The following is a 15,839-nucleotide window of genomic DNA, read 5'->3' on the forward strand; positions in this document are numbered from 1 at the left end:
AAGGGCCAGCCCATGAGCACCATCCCGCCCGGCCTTCTTCCCGAAGGATTGTCCGACCGCCTGCCGCCGCAGGCCGAAGCCTCCGCGCGGCTGACGCGCCGCGTGCTGGATGCGGTGGCCGCGCATGGCTATGAACGGGTCATGCCGCCGCTTGCGGAGTTCGAGGACACGCTGACCCAGCGTCTCAAATCGATGCGCGCGCAGGATCTGGTCCGCGCGGTCGACCCGGTGTCGCAGCGCACGCTCGCCTTTCGTCCCGACATGACGGCGCAGGTGGGCCGTATCGCCGCCACCCGCCTCGCCGCCGCGCCACGACCGCTGCGCCTCTCCTACGCCGGGCCGGTGATCCGCCAGAAGGCGAGCCAACTCCGCCCGGAGCGCGAGAAGCTGCAAATCGGCGCGGAACTGATCGGCAGCGACAGCAGCGCCGCCGCCGTGGAGATAGTCAATGTCGCGATCGAAGCGCTGCAGGCGGCGGGCGTTACCGGCATCACCGTCGATTTCACGCTGCCAGACCTTGTCGACATGCTCGCCGCCGGGCCGCTGCCGCTTGGCGCGCAGGATGTGGAGGCAGTGCGCAGCGGGCTGGACGCCAAGGATGCCGGCGCGCTCGCCGCGATCGGCCCGGCGGCGGCCGCCTACTTCCCGCTCATCCAGGCGACCGGCCCCTTCCACGCCGCGATGGAACGGCTGGAGGCGTTCAGCGCCCGCGTCGGCGGCGCGATCGACAGCCGCATCGCGGGGCTGCGCGCCATCGCCAAGCCCATCGGCTGGGACATCACGCTGACGCTCGATCCGACCGAGCGGCATGGCTTCGAATTCCAGAACTGGTTCGGCTTCTCCATCTTCGCCGAAGGCTTCATCGGCGAGATCGGCCGGGGCGGCAGCTATGCCATCGCCCGCGCGGATGGCGCGGACGAGCCTGCCATGGGCTTCTCCCTCTATCCCGATCCTCTGATCGACGCGGGCTTCGGCGGGGAAAGCGCCAGGCGGCTGTTCCTGCCGATGGGGCATGATGCGGAACGGGCGGCGGCGCTGCGGGCCGAAGGCTGGGCGACGATCGCCGCGCTTTGCGAAGGCGAGGATGGCGCGGCCCAGCGCTGCTCGCACTGGTTGGATGGCGCACAGGTTCGCGCCTACTGAGTGAAGACCCGCTTCAGCCACGCGTCGACGATGGCCGTTCCTGCGTAATCCGGGTCGCCCATCGACCGGTTGATCTGCATATGGCCGCGCAGCCCGCGTCCCTCCAGCGCGTGAACCTCCACAGGCGTGCCCCCCGCCCTGAGCGCGGCGGCCAGCCCTTCGGACTGCGCCGTGCCGTCCGCCCGGTCGACATGCAGGATCAGAAAGGCCGGCGCATTGGGCCTGGCCGCTTGCAGCGTTGGCGACAGCGCCCTTTGCCGCGCCGGATCGGTGCCGAACGCCTGCTCATAAGTGCCTGCCATGAAACGGCCGCCCTCCTGCATCTGCCGGGGCACGTCATAGGCCGCGCCGTCCAGCGGGATGACGCCTCTGACCGCGTCGGGCGAAAGGCCAGCCTTGGCGAAATAGCGCATGTCGGTGCCGACCAGCGCCGCCAGATGCGCACCCGCGCTATGGCCCATCAGCACGATCCGGTCGGGATCGAAACCCAGCGTCCCGGCCTTGCCGCGCAGGAAGGCGACCGCATCGGCCACATCCTGCGCCTGGTCCTCGACCGTGGCCGCCGGGACCAGCCGGTAATTTATCGACGCGAAGGCATAGCCAAGGCCCGTATAATGATCGACCTTGGCCGCGCCCGTTGCATTGTCCTTGCTGCCGCGCTTCCAACCGCCGCCATGGACGAAGACGAGGAGCGGCGGTTTCGCGCCCTTGCCGCGCCAGTAATCCAGCGTTTGAAGCGTGTCCGCGCCATAGGCGAAGGTCTGCGCGCCTGCGGGGGACTGCTGCCCCTTCGTCATGCGCGCCGCCCATCGTTCGCGCAGGGTCTGGGCATCTGCGCCGCCCGCCATCAGCAGGGCGGGGATCAGCAGCAGGGAAAATCGTCCGCGCATCGGCTCCTCCACGTCACCGGCAGGATCGCCGATCCGCAAGCCCGCGTGAAGCCGCCAACCTGTATCAAAGTGTAAGGCCTCTGCCGCCTTGACGCGCCGGACACAGGCGTCTAACCCGCGCCCCGCATCCGGACGCGTATCGCGTCCCCTCATCCCACCGGCATGTCGAGTCCCGTCGAAGGGCATGGCCGGTCACCGTGGCGGGCGGAAGGACTTTATCCATGGCAAATGTGACCGTGATCGGCGCCCAGTGGGGTGACGAGGGCAAGGGCAAGATCGTCGACTGGCTGTCGGAGCGCGCCGATGTCGTCGCCCGTTTCCAGGGCGGGCACAATGCCGGCCACACGCTGGTCGTGGGCGAGAAGGTCTACAAGCTCTCGCTGCTGCCGTCGGGCATCGTGCGCGGCACATTGAGCGTCATCGGCAATGGCGTGGTGCTCGACCCCTGGCACTTCCGCGATGAGGTCGCCAAGCTGAAGGGGCAGGGGGTAGAGATCACCCCCGACAATCTCCAGATCGCGGAAACCTGCCCGTTGATCCTGCCCTTCCACCGCGACCTGGACGGCCTGCGCGAGGATGCGTCGGGCGCGGGCAAGATCGGCACCACCCGGCGCGGCATCGGCCCGGCTTACGAAGACAAGGTCGGCCGCCGCGCGATCCGTGTCTGCGACCTCGCCCATCTGGACGATCTCGGCCCCCAGCTCGACCGCCTGACCGCTCATCATGACGCGCTGCGCGCCGGCTTCGGCGAGCCGCCGATCGACCGCGAAGCGCTGATGGCGGAGCTGACCGACATCGCAGGCTTCATCCTGCCCTTCGTCAAGCCCGTCTGGCTGACGCTCAACAAGGCGAAGGCGCAGGGCAAGCGCATCCTGTTCGAAGGGGCGCAGGGCACGCTGCTCGACATCGACCACGGCACTTATCCGTTCGTCACCTCCTCCAACACGGTGGCGGGCACGGCGGCGAGCGGCACCGGCCTTGGCCCCAGCGGCGCGGGTTTCGTCCTTGGCATCACCAAAGCCTATACCACCCGCGTCGGCTCCGGCCCGTTCCCGACCGAGCAGGAAAACGAGATCGGCCAGCGGCTGGGCGAGCGCGGGCATGAATTCGGCACCGTCACCGGCCGCAAGCGCCGCTGCGGCTGGTTCGACGCAGTGCTGGTGCGACAGTCGGTCGCCGTATCGGGCGTCACCGGCATCGCGCTGACCAAGCTCGACGTGCTGGACGGGTTCGACGAGCTGAAAATCTGCGTCGGCTATCAGATCGGCGACACGCGCTACGATTATCTGCCCGCCCATGCGCAGGATCAGGCGAAGGCGCAGCCCATCTACGAGACGATCGGCGGCTGGAGCGAAACCACCGCCGGCGCGCGCAGCTGGGCGGACCTGCCGGCGCAGGCGATCAAATATATTCGCCGGATCGAGGAGCTGATCGACTGCCCGGTCACGCTCGTATCCACCAGCCCGGAGCGCGAGGACACGATCCTGGTGCGTGATCCCTTCGCCGACTGATCGCCATGGCCGGAGAAAAATTCGAGCGGCACAAGCAGCCCTGGACCCAGGACGAGATCCAGAAGCTGCACACGCTGGCGAAGAAGGGCATGGCGCTGAAAGCCATCGCCAAGGCGCTCACCCGCAGCGAGGAATCGGTGAAGGCGCGCGCCAAGCAGGATGGGCTGTCGATCGCGAAGCTCCGATAGGAAATAGCGCATGTTATTTTTTGTTGCGGCGCAGCAATAACGGAGAAAAGCGGGCAGTAGAGACGTTGCGTTCGCCGTTTTTCCGGAGAAGCTCATGATCGTCGATCCCGTTCCCAGTTTCCGCCGCATCGCGTCCGAGGTCTGGAAGCCGTTGACCGCGCTGTTCGTCTGGGACTGCGCGGTGACCATCACTTACTATCTGCTGCCCTTCAAGGCGCCCTCGCTGCCGCTCACCATCTTCGGGTCCGCGCTTGCGCTGTTCCTGGGGTTCCGGTCCAACTCCGCCTATCAGCGCTGGTGGGAGGGGCGGACGCTGTGGGGCGCGATGATCAACGCGTCGCGCAGCCTGTCGCGCGCCACCCGCAACTTCCTGCCCGATCCCGACGCGCGCGATTTGAAGCGGGAAATCGTCAAGCGCCAGATCGCCTATGTGAACGCGCTGCGTTGCCAGCTTCGCCGCCGGCCGATCGGCGAGGATGTCACGCGATTCCTGCTGGAGGAGGACAAGGGCAAGGCGCTGGCGCGCACCAATCCCGCCAACGGATTGCTGGACAGCACCGGCCGCCGCATCGACATCGCCCGGCAGAAGGGCTGGATCGACACCATCCAGCAGGCGCAGATGGAAGCGGTGCTGGTCGACATCGCCAATGCGCAGGGCGGCATGGAGCGGCTGAAGAACACGCCGCTGCCCGTGCAATATCGCTATCTGCCCACCATCTTCACGCACGTCTTCTGCGTCGCGCTGCCGATCGGGCTGGTCGAATCGCTGGGCTTCGCCACGCCGCTGGGATCGACGGTGGCGGGCCTCATGTTCATGGCGGTGCTGCGGATCGGCGACGACCTGACCGACCCCTTCGCCAACACCGTCCACGACAATCCGCTGACCGCGATGTGCCGCACGATCGAGATCGACTTGCTCCAGTCGATCGGCGATCCCGCGCCCGAGCCATTGGCTCCGGTAAATGGGGTACTGTGGTAGCCCATTTACAAGAAGGGAGACCGGATCAACCCTTCCGTTCGTCATCCACCATGTCGGACGCGAGTTCCAGACCGCGCCGCCCATCGGCCGGCGTGTGCGCTGGGGCCTTGGGATGGGGAATGTCCACATCCTCCTCGACCTCCAGCATGCCTTCCCACTTGGTGATGACGGACGTGGCGATGGCGTTGCCCAGCACGTTGGTGGCGGTGCGACCCATATCCATGAAATGGTCCACCGCCAGGACGAAGGCCACGCCCTCCACCGGCAGGTCGAACTGGCCCAGCGTCGCGGCGACCACCACCAGCGACGCGCGCGGCACGGCGGCAATGCCCTTGCTGGTGACCATCAGGACCAGGAGGATGGTGATCTGCGTCGCGATCGGCAGGTCGATGCCATAGGCCTGCGCGATGAAGATGGTGGCGAAGGTCGAATACATCATCGACCCGTCGAGGTTGAAACTGTAGCCCAGCGGCAGCACGAAGCTGTAGATACGACGCGGCACGCCAAACCGGTCCAGCTGTTCCAGCATCTTGGGATAGGCGGCTTCGGACGAGGCGGTGGAGAAGGCGATGAGCAGCGGCTCGCGCACATAGCGCACCAGCTTAAGCATGCGACGCCCAAGGAAAATCGACCCCGCCGCGAACAGCAGCGCCCACAGGCACATGAGCGCGATGTAGAATTCGCCGACCAGCGCGCCATAGGTCTTGAGCACGCCCAGCCCCTGCACCGTGACGGAGGAGGCAAGCGCGCCGAACACCGCGAAGGGGGCGACGCGCATGACATAGCCCGTCACCTGCAACATCAGTTCGACCATCGCTTCGATCACGGTGACGATCGGCTTGCCCTTGTCGCCGATGGCGGTGAGCGCCACGCCGACGAACAGCGAGAAGACGACGATCTGGAGGATCGAATTTTCCGCCATCGCGCCGACCATGGACGTCGGGAAGACGTGCAGGATGAAGTCGCGGAAGTTGAGCGCCTGCGTGTCGACGCCGCTTTCCGCGCCGGAGCGGACCAGGTTCAGCCCTTCGCCGGGCGCGAAGAAATTGACGAAGATGAGGCCCAGCGTCAGCGAGATGAGGCTGGCGATGATGAACCAGGCGAGCGCGCGCCCGCCGATCCGGCCCAGCGCCGCGCTGTCGCCCATATGCGCGATGCCGGCCACCAGCGTGGAAAATACCAGCGGCGCGATGATCATCTTGATGAGGTGGAGGAAGATGTCCGCCAGCAGGTGGAAATAGCCCGCGACATCCTTGGCCAGCGCTTCGTCGCCGCCGACCCAGAGATTGGCTACGAAGCCGGTGACAACCCCCAGAACCATGCCAAGGAGGATGAAGGCCGTCAGTCTGTTTCGCATCAAATCCCTCTGCGGCCGCCCATGTGCGGCCCTCATCTATTTAACATCTGTTTGGCCGACACCTAACAGGCGGCCGACCCACCCGCAATCGGACACCCGCTGCAGGGGGAAAGACGAAGCAGGGGCTGCTTTCCGCCCCGCAAAAATGATTGCCGATCGATCGCCGCAGCCCCTTTCAGGGGTAAAGCAGCCCTTCGCGCCAGGCCGCGCCGTCGCGCTCGAACAGCCGGCGCTCGTGCAGCCGGTGCTCGCGATCCTGCCAGAATTCGATGCGCGCGGGCGTCACCCGAAAGCCCGACCAATGCGGTGGACGAGGGACCGGGCCGCCCTCGAACCGGGCGCTGACCTCCGCGAAGCGATCCATGAAGACATCGCGCGAGGGCAGCGGCCGCGACTGGTCGGAGGCCCAGGCGCCCAGCTGGCTGTCGCGGCTGCGCGTCGCGTAATAGGCATCGGCGGTGGCGTCGTCCACCGGCCCGACAACCCCCTCGATCCGAACCTGCCGCCGCAGCGATTTCCAATGGAACAGCAGCGCGGCATGGGGGTTTTCCAGCAGCTCGGCGGCCTTGCGCCCCTCGAAATTGGTGTAGAAGACGAACCCGTCCGGGCCGTGGCCCTTCAGCAGCACCATGCGCACCGAAGGCCGTCCGCGCGCGTCGGCGGTGGCGAGCGCCATGGCGTTGCTGTCGTTGATCTCGGTCTCGCGCGCCTGCGCGAACCATTCGTGGAACAGGGCGAAGGGATCGGTCATGCGCCGCCTTCTAGGGGAAGGGGGCGGGGCTGTCGATAAGCGGTGCGGCGGCGTTCCGTCTTGAATAGCGGCCCGGCATCGTCCACATAGTCGCCAAGTGATGCTTTTGTGCAACAGGTAGAGTGAATGGCCGATCCCTATTCCACTTTGGGCGTAGCCCGCGGCGCCAGCGAGGCGGAAATCAAGTCCGCCTATCGCAAGCTGGCCAAGGAGCTTCATCCCGACCGGAACAAGGACAATCCCAAGGCGGCGGAGAAATTCTCGGCCGTCACCAACGCCTATGACCTGCTGTCGGACAAGGACAAGCGCGCCCGGTTCGACCGGGGCGAAATCGACGGCGACGGCAATCCGACCGCGCCTTTCGGCTTCGGCGGTGGGGGCGGCGCGGGCGGTGGCTTTCGCGGCCAGCCGGGCGGCGGCTTCGACGCGGGCGGCGCGGACTTCGGCGATATTTTCGAAGGGCTGTTCGGCGGCGCGGGCCGACGGGCGGGCGGCGGCGGTTTCGGCGGCGGCTTTGGCCGTCAGGCGCCGCAAAAGGGCGCGAATGTGGCCTATCGACTTGCCGTGCAGTTCGTAGACGCCGCCACCCTCAGCCCTCAGCGGATCACGCTTCAGGACGGGAAGACGATCGACCTCAAACTTCCTGCCGGCGTCGAAACCGGCACCCAGATGCGCCTCACCGGCAAGGGCCAGCCGGGGCCAGGCGGCGCGGGCGACGCCATTGTCACCATCGAGGTCAAGCCGCATCCCTTCTTCACGCGGGACGGCGACAATGTGCTGCTCGACCTCCCGATCACGCTCGACGAGGCGGTGAAGGGCGGCAAGGTCAAGGTGCCGACCGTCGATGGCCCGGTCATGCTGGGCGTGCCCGCCGGAACCTCATCCGGCAAGACGCTGCGCCTGCGCGGCAAGGGCTTTACGGGCAAGGACGGCGCGCGGGGCGACCAGCTCGTCACGCTCCAGATCGACGTGCCGGCGGATGATCCCGCGATCCGCTCGCTGGTCGAAAGCTGGCAGGATAGCCGGGCGGTGCGCGCCCATCTGGGCGTCTGATGCGTTAGGGCCGGCGAATGCCGATGCCGTCTCCCCTCTCGCCCGAACAGCGCCGCCGCATGGCGCAGGATGCGCGGTCACGCTGGCATCGCCAGATCGACCGCGTCCGTCCGGGCTCGCATTTCTTCGAGGTGCTGAAACGGGTCGCGGTCGGCACCTACAGCGACGGTTTCATCCACGCCGGCAATCTTGCCTATCTGTCGCTGATGACGCTCTTCCCCTTCTTCATCGTCGCGGCGGCGGTGGCGAGCATCTTCGGCCGGACGCAGGACGGGGTGCAGGCGGTGAACGCCTTCCTCCTTACCGTGCCGCGCGGCGTGGCCGACGTCATACGCCAGCCGATCAGCGATGTGCTGACTGCGCGCAGCGGCCCGCTGCTCTGGCTTGGTGGGCTCGTCGGCCTGTGGACCGTGGGCAGTCTCATCGAGACCGTCCGCGACATATTGCGCCGCGCCTATGGCACGAAGAGCACGAAGCCCTTCTGGCGCTATCGGCTGGGCGCGATCGGCATCACGCTCGCCAGCGTGTTCGCGGTGATGTTCGCCTTCTCGATGCAGGTCGTCATCACCGGCGTGGATCAGTTCCTTCACCAGATCCTGCCCTGGGCTGACGAGGCGATCACGCTGGTCGCCTCGGCGAAGCTGGTGCCGATGGCAATCCTGTGCATCGCAATGTGGTCTCTGTTCGTCGCGCTGACGCCCACTGCCTACAAGGACGCCCGCTTTCCCAAATGGCCCGGCGCGGTCGCGACGTCGCTGTGGTGGTACGCCACCACGCTGCTGCTGCCGCCCACCTTGTCCCTGCTGGGCGGCTATGGGCGGACCTATGGCAGTCTGGCCGGGGTCATGATCACGCTCATTTTTTTCTTTCTCGTCGGGCTTGGCGTGGTAATTGGCGCGGAATTGAACGCGGCGCTGGCGGAATTCCCCGAAGAGGACGACGCCGAAGCGAGAGAAGATCAGGGAAACGGAACGACGATATGACAGGCTTGATGGCAGGAAAGCGGGGCCTCATCATGGGGCTGGCCAACGACAAGTCGCTGGCCTGGGGCATCGCCAAGCAACTGCACGCACAAGGCGCCGAACTCGCCTTCTCCTACCAGGGCGAGGCGCTGGGCAAGCGGGTGAAGCCGCTGGCCGAGCAACTAGGGTCGGATTTCCTGATCGACTGCGACGTCACCGACATGGCCAAGCTGGACGCTGCCTTCGCAGAGATTGAGAGCCGCTGGGGCCGGCTCGACTTCCTGGTCCACGCCATCGGCTTTTCCGACAAGAATGAGCTGCGCGGCCTCTATGTCGACACCAGCCTCGACAATTTCCTGCTGACCATGAACGTGTCGGCCTACAGCTTCGTCGCGGTGACGAAGCGCGCCCGCGCGCTGATGCCCGAAGGCGGCAGCATCCTGACGCTGTCCTACTATGGCGCGGAAAAAGTCATCCCCCATTACAACGTCATGGGCGTCGCCAAGGCGGCTCTCGAAACCAGCGTCAAATATCTGGCGATGGACCTTGGCCCGGAAAATATCCGCGTCAACGCCATTTCCGCTGGTCCCATCAAGACGCTGGCGGCGAGCGGCATCGGAGATTTCCGTTACATTCTCAAATGGAACGAGCTGAATTCGCCGCTGCGCCGGAACGTCACCATCGACGATGTGGGCGGCGCGGGTCTCTATCTGCTGTCGGACCTGTCGTCCGGCGTCACCGGCGAAATCCACCATGTGGACGCTGGTTACAACGTCATCGGCATGAAGGCCGAGGACGCGCCGGATATTGCACTGGATAGGTAGGGATCGGTGCCGACCGTCCTGCGCGAGGGCAATCTGCGCATCGTCATCTACACCGATGACCACCCTCCGCCCCTTGTCCATGTCTTTTGCGACGGTGAGACGAAGATCGCGCTGTTTGGGCCGCAGAACATGGCAGAAGTCGTGCGGATCTTAGGGGCGGACCGGCGTGAGAGTCGACGGGCGCTGCAAATCGTGCGAGAAAAGCGGGATTATCTGCTCGAGAAGTGGAACCGCATTCATGGGTGAACTGACCCAGGCCCAGTTTGAAGACGCTGTCAGGCGAGGCGCGCATGATCTTGCGATCAAGCCGCGCGCCCGCGCCGCGCGCTATGACCGGGACAGCGGTCGCATCGTCATCGACCTCGTCAGTGGAGCCACCTTCTCCTTCCCTGCCAACCTGGCGCAAGGTCTCGAACAGGCGAGCGCTGAACAACTGGAGGCGGTGGAAGTTGCCGGTGCGGGCTTCGGTCTGCATTGGGAGGAACTGGACGCCGATCTGACCGTCGAAGGTCTGTTGGCTGGTCGTTTCGGCAGCGCGCGCTATATGGCAGATCGATTCGGACAAGATTGGGATAGTGAAGCCGCGGAATGAGTTTCAACACCTTCGGTCGCGTCTTCCGCTTTTCCACCTGGGGTGAAAGCCATGGTCCCGCCATCGGGGCCGTGGTGGACGGCTGCCCACCGGGGCTGCCGCTGAGCGAAGACGACATCCAGCCCTGGCTGGACCTGCGCAAGCCCGGCACGTCCAAATTCACGACCCAGCGGCGCGAGCCCGACGAAGTGCGCATCCTCTCGGGCGTGTTCGAGGGGCGGACGACCGGCACGCCGATCAGCCTGATGATCGAGAATACCGACCAGCGGTCGAAGGATTATTCGGAGGTCGCCAAGGCCTATCGCCCCGGCCATGCCGACTATGCCTATGACGCCAAATATGGTTTCCGCGACTATCGCGGCGGCGGGCGGTCTTCGGCGCGCGAGACGGCCAGCCGGGTTGCGGCGGGCGCTGTGGCGCGGCTCGTTATCCCCGAAGTCGACATCTTCGCCTATGTGAGCGAGATCGGCGGCGACGCGGTCGACTATGCCAACTTCGATCCGTCGCAGATCGGGGAGAACCCCTTCTTCTGCCCGGACGCAGAGGCCGCGAAGCGCTGGGAGGCATTGGTCGACGCGGCCCGCCTCGACGGCTCCTCGCTGGGGGCTGTCGTGGAGTGCGTGGCGTCGGGCGTGCCGGCCGGCTGGGGCGCGCCGCTCTATGCCAAGCTCGACAGCGAACTGGCGAGCGCGATGATGAGCATCAATGCGGTCAAGGGCGTGGAAATCGGCGACGGCTTCGCGGCGGCGCGCCTGCGTGGCGAGCAAAACGCCGATCCGATGCGACCCGGTAATGATGGTCCGATCTTCCTCGCCAACCATGCCGGCGGGATCGCGGGCGGCATCTCGACCGGGCAGCCGGTGAAGGTCCGCGTCGCCTTCAAGCCGACCAGCTCCATCCTGATCCCGGTCGAAACGGTGACTCGGGAAGGAGAAGCATCCGACATCATCACCAGGGGGCGGCACGACCCGTGCGTCGGCATTCGCGGCGTGCCGGTGGTCGAAGCGATGATGGCGCTGGTGCTGGCCGACCAGAAGCTGCTGCACCGCGCGCAATGCGGGGGCTGACACGCCGAACCGACGCGCGGGCGCGGTAAAAGCGCGAGACGACTCGGGCGCGTTACGCTAAGATGACATTCATCGCCCGCGGGTGGGCGAGCGGCAGAGCGTAAGCCTGGGGAGCGTCAGCATGCAACGCATGGTTTGACGGTCAAAGCGTCCCCTGACAGCCGCGACACGAGCCGGCCATCTCGCATGGCCGGCTCATTTCGTTTGGGCCGATGGCGGAATAAGGCAGGCCATTGGCTGGCGCGCGGCCCTGTCGCCGGCGCGAGAGGGCGGGCATCTCCGCTGCAGACGCCAACAGGATATGCCCGATGACCAGCCCGCACGCGACCTCCCTTCCCTTCACGCAGGTCGACGCCTTCGCCGACGCCCCCTTCGCCGGCAACCCTGCCGCCGTCATGCCGCTCGACGCGTGGCTGGACGATGCCACGCTTCAGGCGATCGCGGCGGAAAACAACCTGTCCGAAACCGCCTTTACCGTGCCCACGCCCGACGATCCGGAGGCCGACTATGCCCTGCGCTGGTTCACGCCGACGGTGGAGGTGAAGCTGTGCGGCCATGCGACGCTGGCGAGCGCGCATGTGTTGATGGTGGGGGACGCGGTGCGGTTTCGTACGCGCCATGCCGGCGTGCTGACGGTCCGCCGCGATGGAGAGGGCTATGCCATGTCGCTTCCGGCGTGGACGATGGAGGAGAGGCCGCTGCCCCACCTGGCGGCGGGGCTGGGCGGCGCGCCTGTCGCCTCCTTCTGGCGCGACGGCGGCTACGCCTTCTTTCTCTTCCCCGACGAAGCGGCGATCCGCGCGCTCGATCCCGACTTCGCCACGCTGAAGGGGCATGGCGACGTGATGCTGATCGCGACCGCGCCGGGCGACGACAGCGACTTTGTCAGCCGCGTCTTCGTGCCCGGCGGCGGGGTGGACGAAGACCCGGTGTGCGGCTCCGCCCATTGCCTGATGACGCCTTTCTGGGCGGAGCGGCTGGGACGTACGTCGCTGCGTGCGCATCAGGTTTCGGCGCGGGGCGGGCGGATCGGTTGCCTGCTGGACGGGGATCGTGTGGTGCTCACCGGACCGTGCCGCACCGTGATAGAGGGGCGGTTCTTCCTCTAACCGGGGAACAGGCCCACCAGCTTCGCCAGCGCCGTGCGCACCGCACGGCGCTGCTCCTTCTCAGGCGACATGCCGATCCGCACGACCGTCAGCCGCTGCGACGGGGATACCAGAATATATTGCCCGTTATGCCCGACGCAGCCGAACAGGCTCTGCGGCGCCTGTCCCGGCATCAGCGCGCTTTCCGCGCTCTCGCGATTGAGCCAGATGTGCAGGCCATAGGCCGCGTTGCGGCGTGACGGCGTGGTCATCAGGTCGATCCATTTTTCCGGCAGGATCTGATGGCCGGTCGGCCCTTTGCCCCGGCGGCGCAGCAGTTCGCCGAACCGGCCATAATCGCGCGCGGTCATGTGCAGGATGCTGCCGCCGATCATCGTGCCCGCCGCGTCATATTCGGGCGTCAGGCTGGGCAGCTTGCCCGGCGCCTTCAAGCGCCCGTCGATGAAGGTCTGCATCGCCCGCCGCCGCGTGTCCGGATCGGTGCTGTTGGTCAGCATCCGGGTCATGAGGTCGGACAGGATCATGGTGCTGGCGGTCGAATAGACGAATGCGCTGCCCGGCGCGTGGGCCAGCGGCTTGGCCTTGGCATAGCCGGCCATGTCCGGCGCGCCGTCCATGAACAGCATCCGCACCGTGTCGCCCTCCGTCACTGGCTCGCCATCCTCCATATGGTCGAGGCCCGACGTCATGGTCAGCAACTGGCGCAGGGTGATGGCGCCGCGCGGGTCGCCGGGCTGCCGCCAGGCATCGACCGGAACCGGCGCGTCCAGCGCCAGCCGCCCGTCCGCGACCATCAGCCCCACCAGCACCGCCGTCACGCTCTTCGCCATGGACCAGGACATGAGCTTCGTGTCGGGGCCGAAGCCCGGCGCGTAGCGTTCCGCCACGATCTCCCCGTCGCGCATCACCAGCAGCGCGCGGGTCTGCCCCATCGCGTCATCCTCGAACAACGGATCGATCGCGCCGCGCAGCGCGCTCTCGCTCACCACCGCATCGTCCGCCACGCGGTAAAGCGGCACCGGCTCCTGCTGCGCGCGCACCGCCAGCGTGCCTGCCGCGACGGTCGCGATCAGGGCCGCGCCGATACCAAGGCGCTTTACGATTCGGCTGTCGATCTGCATAAGCCGGCGGCTTGTATAGCATAGCAGGAAACAGCGCCATGACGGCGAAACGCAAATGGTGGATCGGCGGGGGGCTGCTCGCCCTCATCCTGTTCGGGCTGCTCGCCTGCGCGGGACCGACGCTCAACGCGCGCGCGAAGCTGGGCACCGCCTATGGCGCGCGGATCGCCTGCTCCTGCCGCTATGTCGAAGGGCGAGAGATGGCGAGCTGCGCCGGCGACAAGGAACCGGGCATGGCGCTCGTGCGGTTGAAGGACTTGCCCGAAGAGCGCGCCGTCCGCGCCAGCGTCCCCCTGCTCGCCAGCCGCACCGCGCGGTTCAAGCCCGGCTGGGGCTGCCTGCTGGACCCGGCGGATTGACCTTGTGACACATCATGCCGACGCAGGGCGAGACGAGGCACGTGACTCGACTCGCCATCTCAGGCAATGACGCGCCGACGCGGCCTGCGACCCCAGCCTGCGCTGGCGTGACGACTGGGGCTGGCCCCACAGCGTGCCGCCCGCTAAGGCCCGCTCCATGCCGCGCGACATCCCTACGCTTCTCCACGACATATTCGGTTTCACCCGCTTCCGGGGCGTGCAGGAAGAGGTGGTCGGGCGCGTCATCGCGGGCCGGCCGACGCTCGCCATCATGCCGACGGGCGCCGGCAAGTCGCTCTGCTACCAGTTGCCCGCCGTCGCGCTCGACGGCTGCTGCGTCGTCGTCTCGCCGCTCATCGCGCTGATGCATGACCAGTTGCGCGCGGCGCAGGCGGTGGGCATCCGTGCCGCCAGCCTCACCAGCGTCGACGCCGACTGGCGCGAGACGCAGGACCGGTTGCGCAATGGCGACCTCGACCTTCTCTATGTCGCGCCGGAGCGGGCGAGCGGGGAGGGGTTCCGCAGCCTGCTCCGCTCCGCGAAGATCGCGCTCTTCGCCATCGACGAAGCGCATTGCGTATCCGAATGGGGACATGATTTCCGCCCCGACTACCGCCTGCTGCGGCCGCTGCTCGACGAATTTCCCGCCGTCCCCCGGCTGGCGCTCACCGCCACGGCCGACGCGCATACCCGCGCCGACATCCTGGTCCAGCTCGGCATCCCCGAAGACGGCCTCATCATCTCGGGTTTCAACCGGCCCAATATCCGCTACGCCGTGCACCCGCGCGACGGTCTTACCCGCCAGCTTGCCGACCTGCTCGTCGAGGAAAAGGGTCCGGGCGTCGTCTATGCCCAGACTCGCGCCGCGACCGAAAAGCTGGCCGAAACGCTGGGCCGTGCGGGCCGCCCGGTGCGCGCCTATCATGCCGGCATGGACCCGGCCCAGCGCGCCGCCAACCAGGCCGCCTTCATCGCCAGCGAGGATATGGTGATGGTCGCCACCGTCGCCTTCGGCATGGGGATCGACAAGCCCGACGTGCGGTTCGTTGCCCATGCGGGCCTGCCCAAGTCGATCGAGGGCTATTATCAGGAATCGGGCCGCGGGGGCCGCGACGGCGAACCGGCGGTCGCGCATCTCTTCTGGGGCGCGGAGGATTTCGCCCGCGCGCGGATGCGCATCGCGGAACTGGAACCCGCGCGCCAGCAGGGCGAACGCGCGCGGATAGCGGCATTGGGGGCGCTGGTCGAAACGGCGACCTGCCGCCGCGCTATCCTGCTGCGCCATTTCGGGGAAAACCCGCCGCCGACCTGCGGCAATTGCGACAATTGCCTCAATCCGCCCGCCAGCGCCGACGCGACCGAGACGGCGCGCAAATATCTCTCCGCCGTCTATCGCACCGGCCAGAGCTTCGGTGCGGGCCATATCGAAGCGGTGCTGACCGGCGCGCCGAACGACAAGGTGCGCGAGCGCGGGCATGATAAAATCTCCGTCCACGGCATCGTCATGGGCGATGAAGCCGCATTGCTGCGCCCGGTGCAACGCGCCCTGCTGGTGCGCGACGCGCTGGAGACGACCGAGCATGGCGGGCTGATGCTCGGTCCCAATGCCCGGCCGATCCTGCGCGGGGAGGAGGAGGTGCGCATCCTCTTGCCCCCCAAGCGCGAGCGGCGCGGGCGGAATGCGCGCAAGGGCGCGGACGCCAATCCGGTCGGTGATCCGCTGTTCGACGCCCTGCGCGCCTGCCGCCGCGAACTGGCGCAGGACCAGGGCGTGCCGCCCTATGTCATCTTCCACGATTCGACCCTGCGCGAAATGGCCGAGCAGCGCCCCTCCTCGATCCGTGAAATGAGCCATATCAGCGGCATCGGCCAGAAGAAGCTGGACGCCTATGGCGATGCCTTCCTGGCGGCGATCCGCCCGTTTCTCTGACGC

At 67.0% G+C, this 15,839-nt stretch carries 17 protein-coding genes; 13 read left to right on the forward strand and 4 right to left on the reverse strand.

Translation table 11 applies throughout. The features are described 5' to 3' along the window. The first annotated feature begins 12 nt into the window (after window positions 1-12). Window positions 13-1,143, forward strand: coding sequence for an ATP phosphoribosyltransferase regulatory subunit (locus ACFQ24_RS17015; protein WP_380913366.1), 1,131 nt, complete (start codon window positions 13-15; stop codon window positions 1,141-1,143). Here ACFQ24_RS17015 and ACFQ24_RS17020 read toward each other — a convergent pair. Further along, complete coding sequence (locus ACFQ24_RS17020; protein WP_380913368.1) at window positions 1,137-2,033, reverse strand: alpha/beta hydrolase; 897 nt, start codon at window positions 2,031-2,033, stop codon at window positions 1,137-1,139. The genes ACFQ24_RS17015 and ACFQ24_RS17020 overlap by 7 nt on opposite strands. 221 nt (window positions 2,034-2,254) lie before the next feature. On the opposite strand from ACFQ24_RS17020, the gene ACFQ24_RS17025 reads away from it, so the two are divergent. The 3 genes from ACFQ24_RS17025 to ACFQ24_RS17035 all read left to right on the forward strand — a co-directional run bounded on the left by ACFQ24_RS17025 (window position 2,255) and on the right by ACFQ24_RS17035 (window position 4,711). Then, window positions 2,255-3,544, forward strand: coding sequence for an adenylosuccinate synthase (locus ACFQ24_RS17025; protein WP_380913370.1), 1,290 nt, complete (start codon window positions 2,255-2,257; stop codon window positions 3,542-3,544). Between the two features lie 5 nt (window positions 3,545-3,549). Beyond that, window positions 3,550-3,732, forward strand: a complete 183-nt coding sequence (locus ACFQ24_RS17030) for a hypothetical protein (RefSeq protein ID WP_380913371.1) — start codon at window positions 3,550-3,552, stop codon at window positions 3,730-3,732. A gap of 94 nt (window positions 3,733-3,826) precedes the next feature. After that, window positions 3,827-4,711: a bestrophin family protein gene (locus ACFQ24_RS17035; protein ID WP_380913373.1), complete on the forward strand. Its 885-nt coding sequence runs from the start codon at window positions 3,827-3,829 to the stop codon at window positions 4,709-4,711. A 25-nt stretch (window positions 4,712-4,736) separates the two neighbouring features. Here the strand turns inward: ACFQ24_RS17035 and ACFQ24_RS17040 are convergent, their stop codons facing one another. Together ACFQ24_RS17040 and pdxH are read right to left on the reverse strand one after the other, a co-directional pair. Then, entirely contained in the window at window positions 4,737-6,068 is a 1,332-nt protein-coding gene (locus ACFQ24_RS17040) for a dicarboxylate/amino acid:cation symporter (RefSeq protein WP_380913375.1), read from the reverse strand. A gap of 175 nt (window positions 6,069-6,243) precedes the next feature. Continuing rightward, entirely contained in the window at window positions 6,244-6,819 is a 576-nt protein-coding gene (gene pdxH / locus ACFQ24_RS17045) for a pyridoxamine 5'-phosphate oxidase (RefSeq protein ID WP_380913377.1), read from the reverse strand. 126 nt (window positions 6,820-6,945) lie between these two features. On the opposite strand from pdxH, the gene ACFQ24_RS17050 reads away from it, so the two are divergent. The 7 genes from ACFQ24_RS17050 to ACFQ24_RS17080 all read left to right on the forward strand — a co-directional run bounded on the left by ACFQ24_RS17050 (window position 6,946) and on the right by ACFQ24_RS17080 (window position 12,426). Further along, window positions 6,946-7,872 (forward strand): DnaJ C-terminal domain-containing protein, encoded by a 927-nt coding sequence (locus ACFQ24_RS17050; RefSeq protein WP_380913379.1) that lies wholly within the window; start codon window positions 6,946-6,948, stop codon window positions 7,870-7,872. 17 nt (window positions 7,873-7,889) lie between these two features. Continuing rightward, window positions 7,890-8,855 carry a YihY/virulence factor BrkB family protein gene (locus ACFQ24_RS17055; RefSeq protein WP_380913381.1) on the forward strand — a complete coding sequence of 322 codons (966 nt, stop codon included), beginning with the start codon at window positions 7,890-7,892 and terminating at the stop codon, window positions 8,853-8,855. Further along, entirely contained in the window at window positions 8,852-9,658 is an 807-nt protein-coding gene (fabI, locus tag ACFQ24_RS17060; RefSeq protein ID WP_380913383.1) for an enoyl-ACP reductase FabI, read from the forward strand. Before ACFQ24_RS17055 ends, fabI begins: the two co-directional genes overlap by 4 nt. Window positions 9,659-9,664: 6 nt before the next feature. Further along, entirely contained in the window at window positions 9,665-9,904 is a 240-nt protein-coding gene (locus tag ACFQ24_RS17065; protein ID WP_380913385.1) for a DUF4160 domain-containing protein, read from the forward strand. Continuing rightward, window positions 9,897-10,250 carry a DUF2442 domain-containing protein gene (locus tag ACFQ24_RS17070; RefSeq protein ID WP_380913387.1) on the forward strand — a complete coding sequence of 118 codons (354 nt, stop codon included), beginning with the start codon at window positions 9,897-9,899 and terminating at the stop codon, window positions 10,248-10,250. The genes ACFQ24_RS17065 and ACFQ24_RS17070 overlap by 8 nt, the downstream gene beginning before the upstream one ends. Further along, window positions 10,247-11,317, forward strand: a complete 1,071-nt coding sequence (aroC, locus tag ACFQ24_RS17075; RefSeq protein ID WP_380913389.1) for a chorismate synthase — start codon at window positions 10,247-10,249, stop codon at window positions 11,315-11,317. The genes ACFQ24_RS17070 and aroC overlap by 4 nt, the downstream gene beginning before the upstream one ends. A 308-nt stretch (window positions 11,318-11,625) precedes the next feature. Then, the gene (locus tag ACFQ24_RS17080) at window positions 11,626-12,426 is read left to right on the forward strand and encodes a PhzF family phenazine biosynthesis protein (RefSeq protein WP_380913391.1); all 801 of its coding nucleotides are present in this window, start codon (window positions 11,626-11,628) and stop codon (window positions 12,424-12,426) included. Here ACFQ24_RS17080 and ACFQ24_RS17085 read toward each other — a convergent pair. Next, on the reverse strand, window positions 12,423-13,547 hold the full coding sequence (locus tag ACFQ24_RS17085; RefSeq protein WP_380913393.1) for a serine hydrolase domain-containing protein: 1,125 nt from the start codon (window positions 13,545-13,547) through the stop codon (window positions 12,423-12,425). The genes ACFQ24_RS17080 and ACFQ24_RS17085 overlap by 4 nt on opposite strands. 38 nt (window positions 13,548-13,585) lie before the next feature. Here ACFQ24_RS17085 and ACFQ24_RS17090 point away from each other — a divergent pair, with 38 nt between their 5' ends. Both ACFQ24_RS17090 and recQ read left to right on the forward strand, forming a co-directional pair. Continuing rightward, window positions 13,586-13,906 (forward strand): hypothetical protein, encoded by a 321-nt coding sequence (locus ACFQ24_RS17090; protein ID WP_380913395.1) that lies wholly within the window; start codon window positions 13,586-13,588, stop codon window positions 13,904-13,906. 157 nt (window positions 13,907-14,063) lie between these two features. After that, window positions 14,064-15,836, forward strand: coding sequence for a DNA helicase RecQ (recQ, locus tag ACFQ24_RS17095; RefSeq protein ID WP_380913397.1), 1,773 nt, complete (start codon window positions 14,064-14,066; stop codon window positions 15,834-15,836). Window positions 15,837-15,839: the final 3 nt, after the last annotated feature.

The sequence above is a fragment of the Sphingobium olei genome (assembly GCF_042678845.1).
GTDB classification, from domain to species: Bacteria; Pseudomonadota; Alphaproteobacteria; order Sphingomonadales; family Sphingomonadaceae; genus Sphingobium; species Sphingobium olei.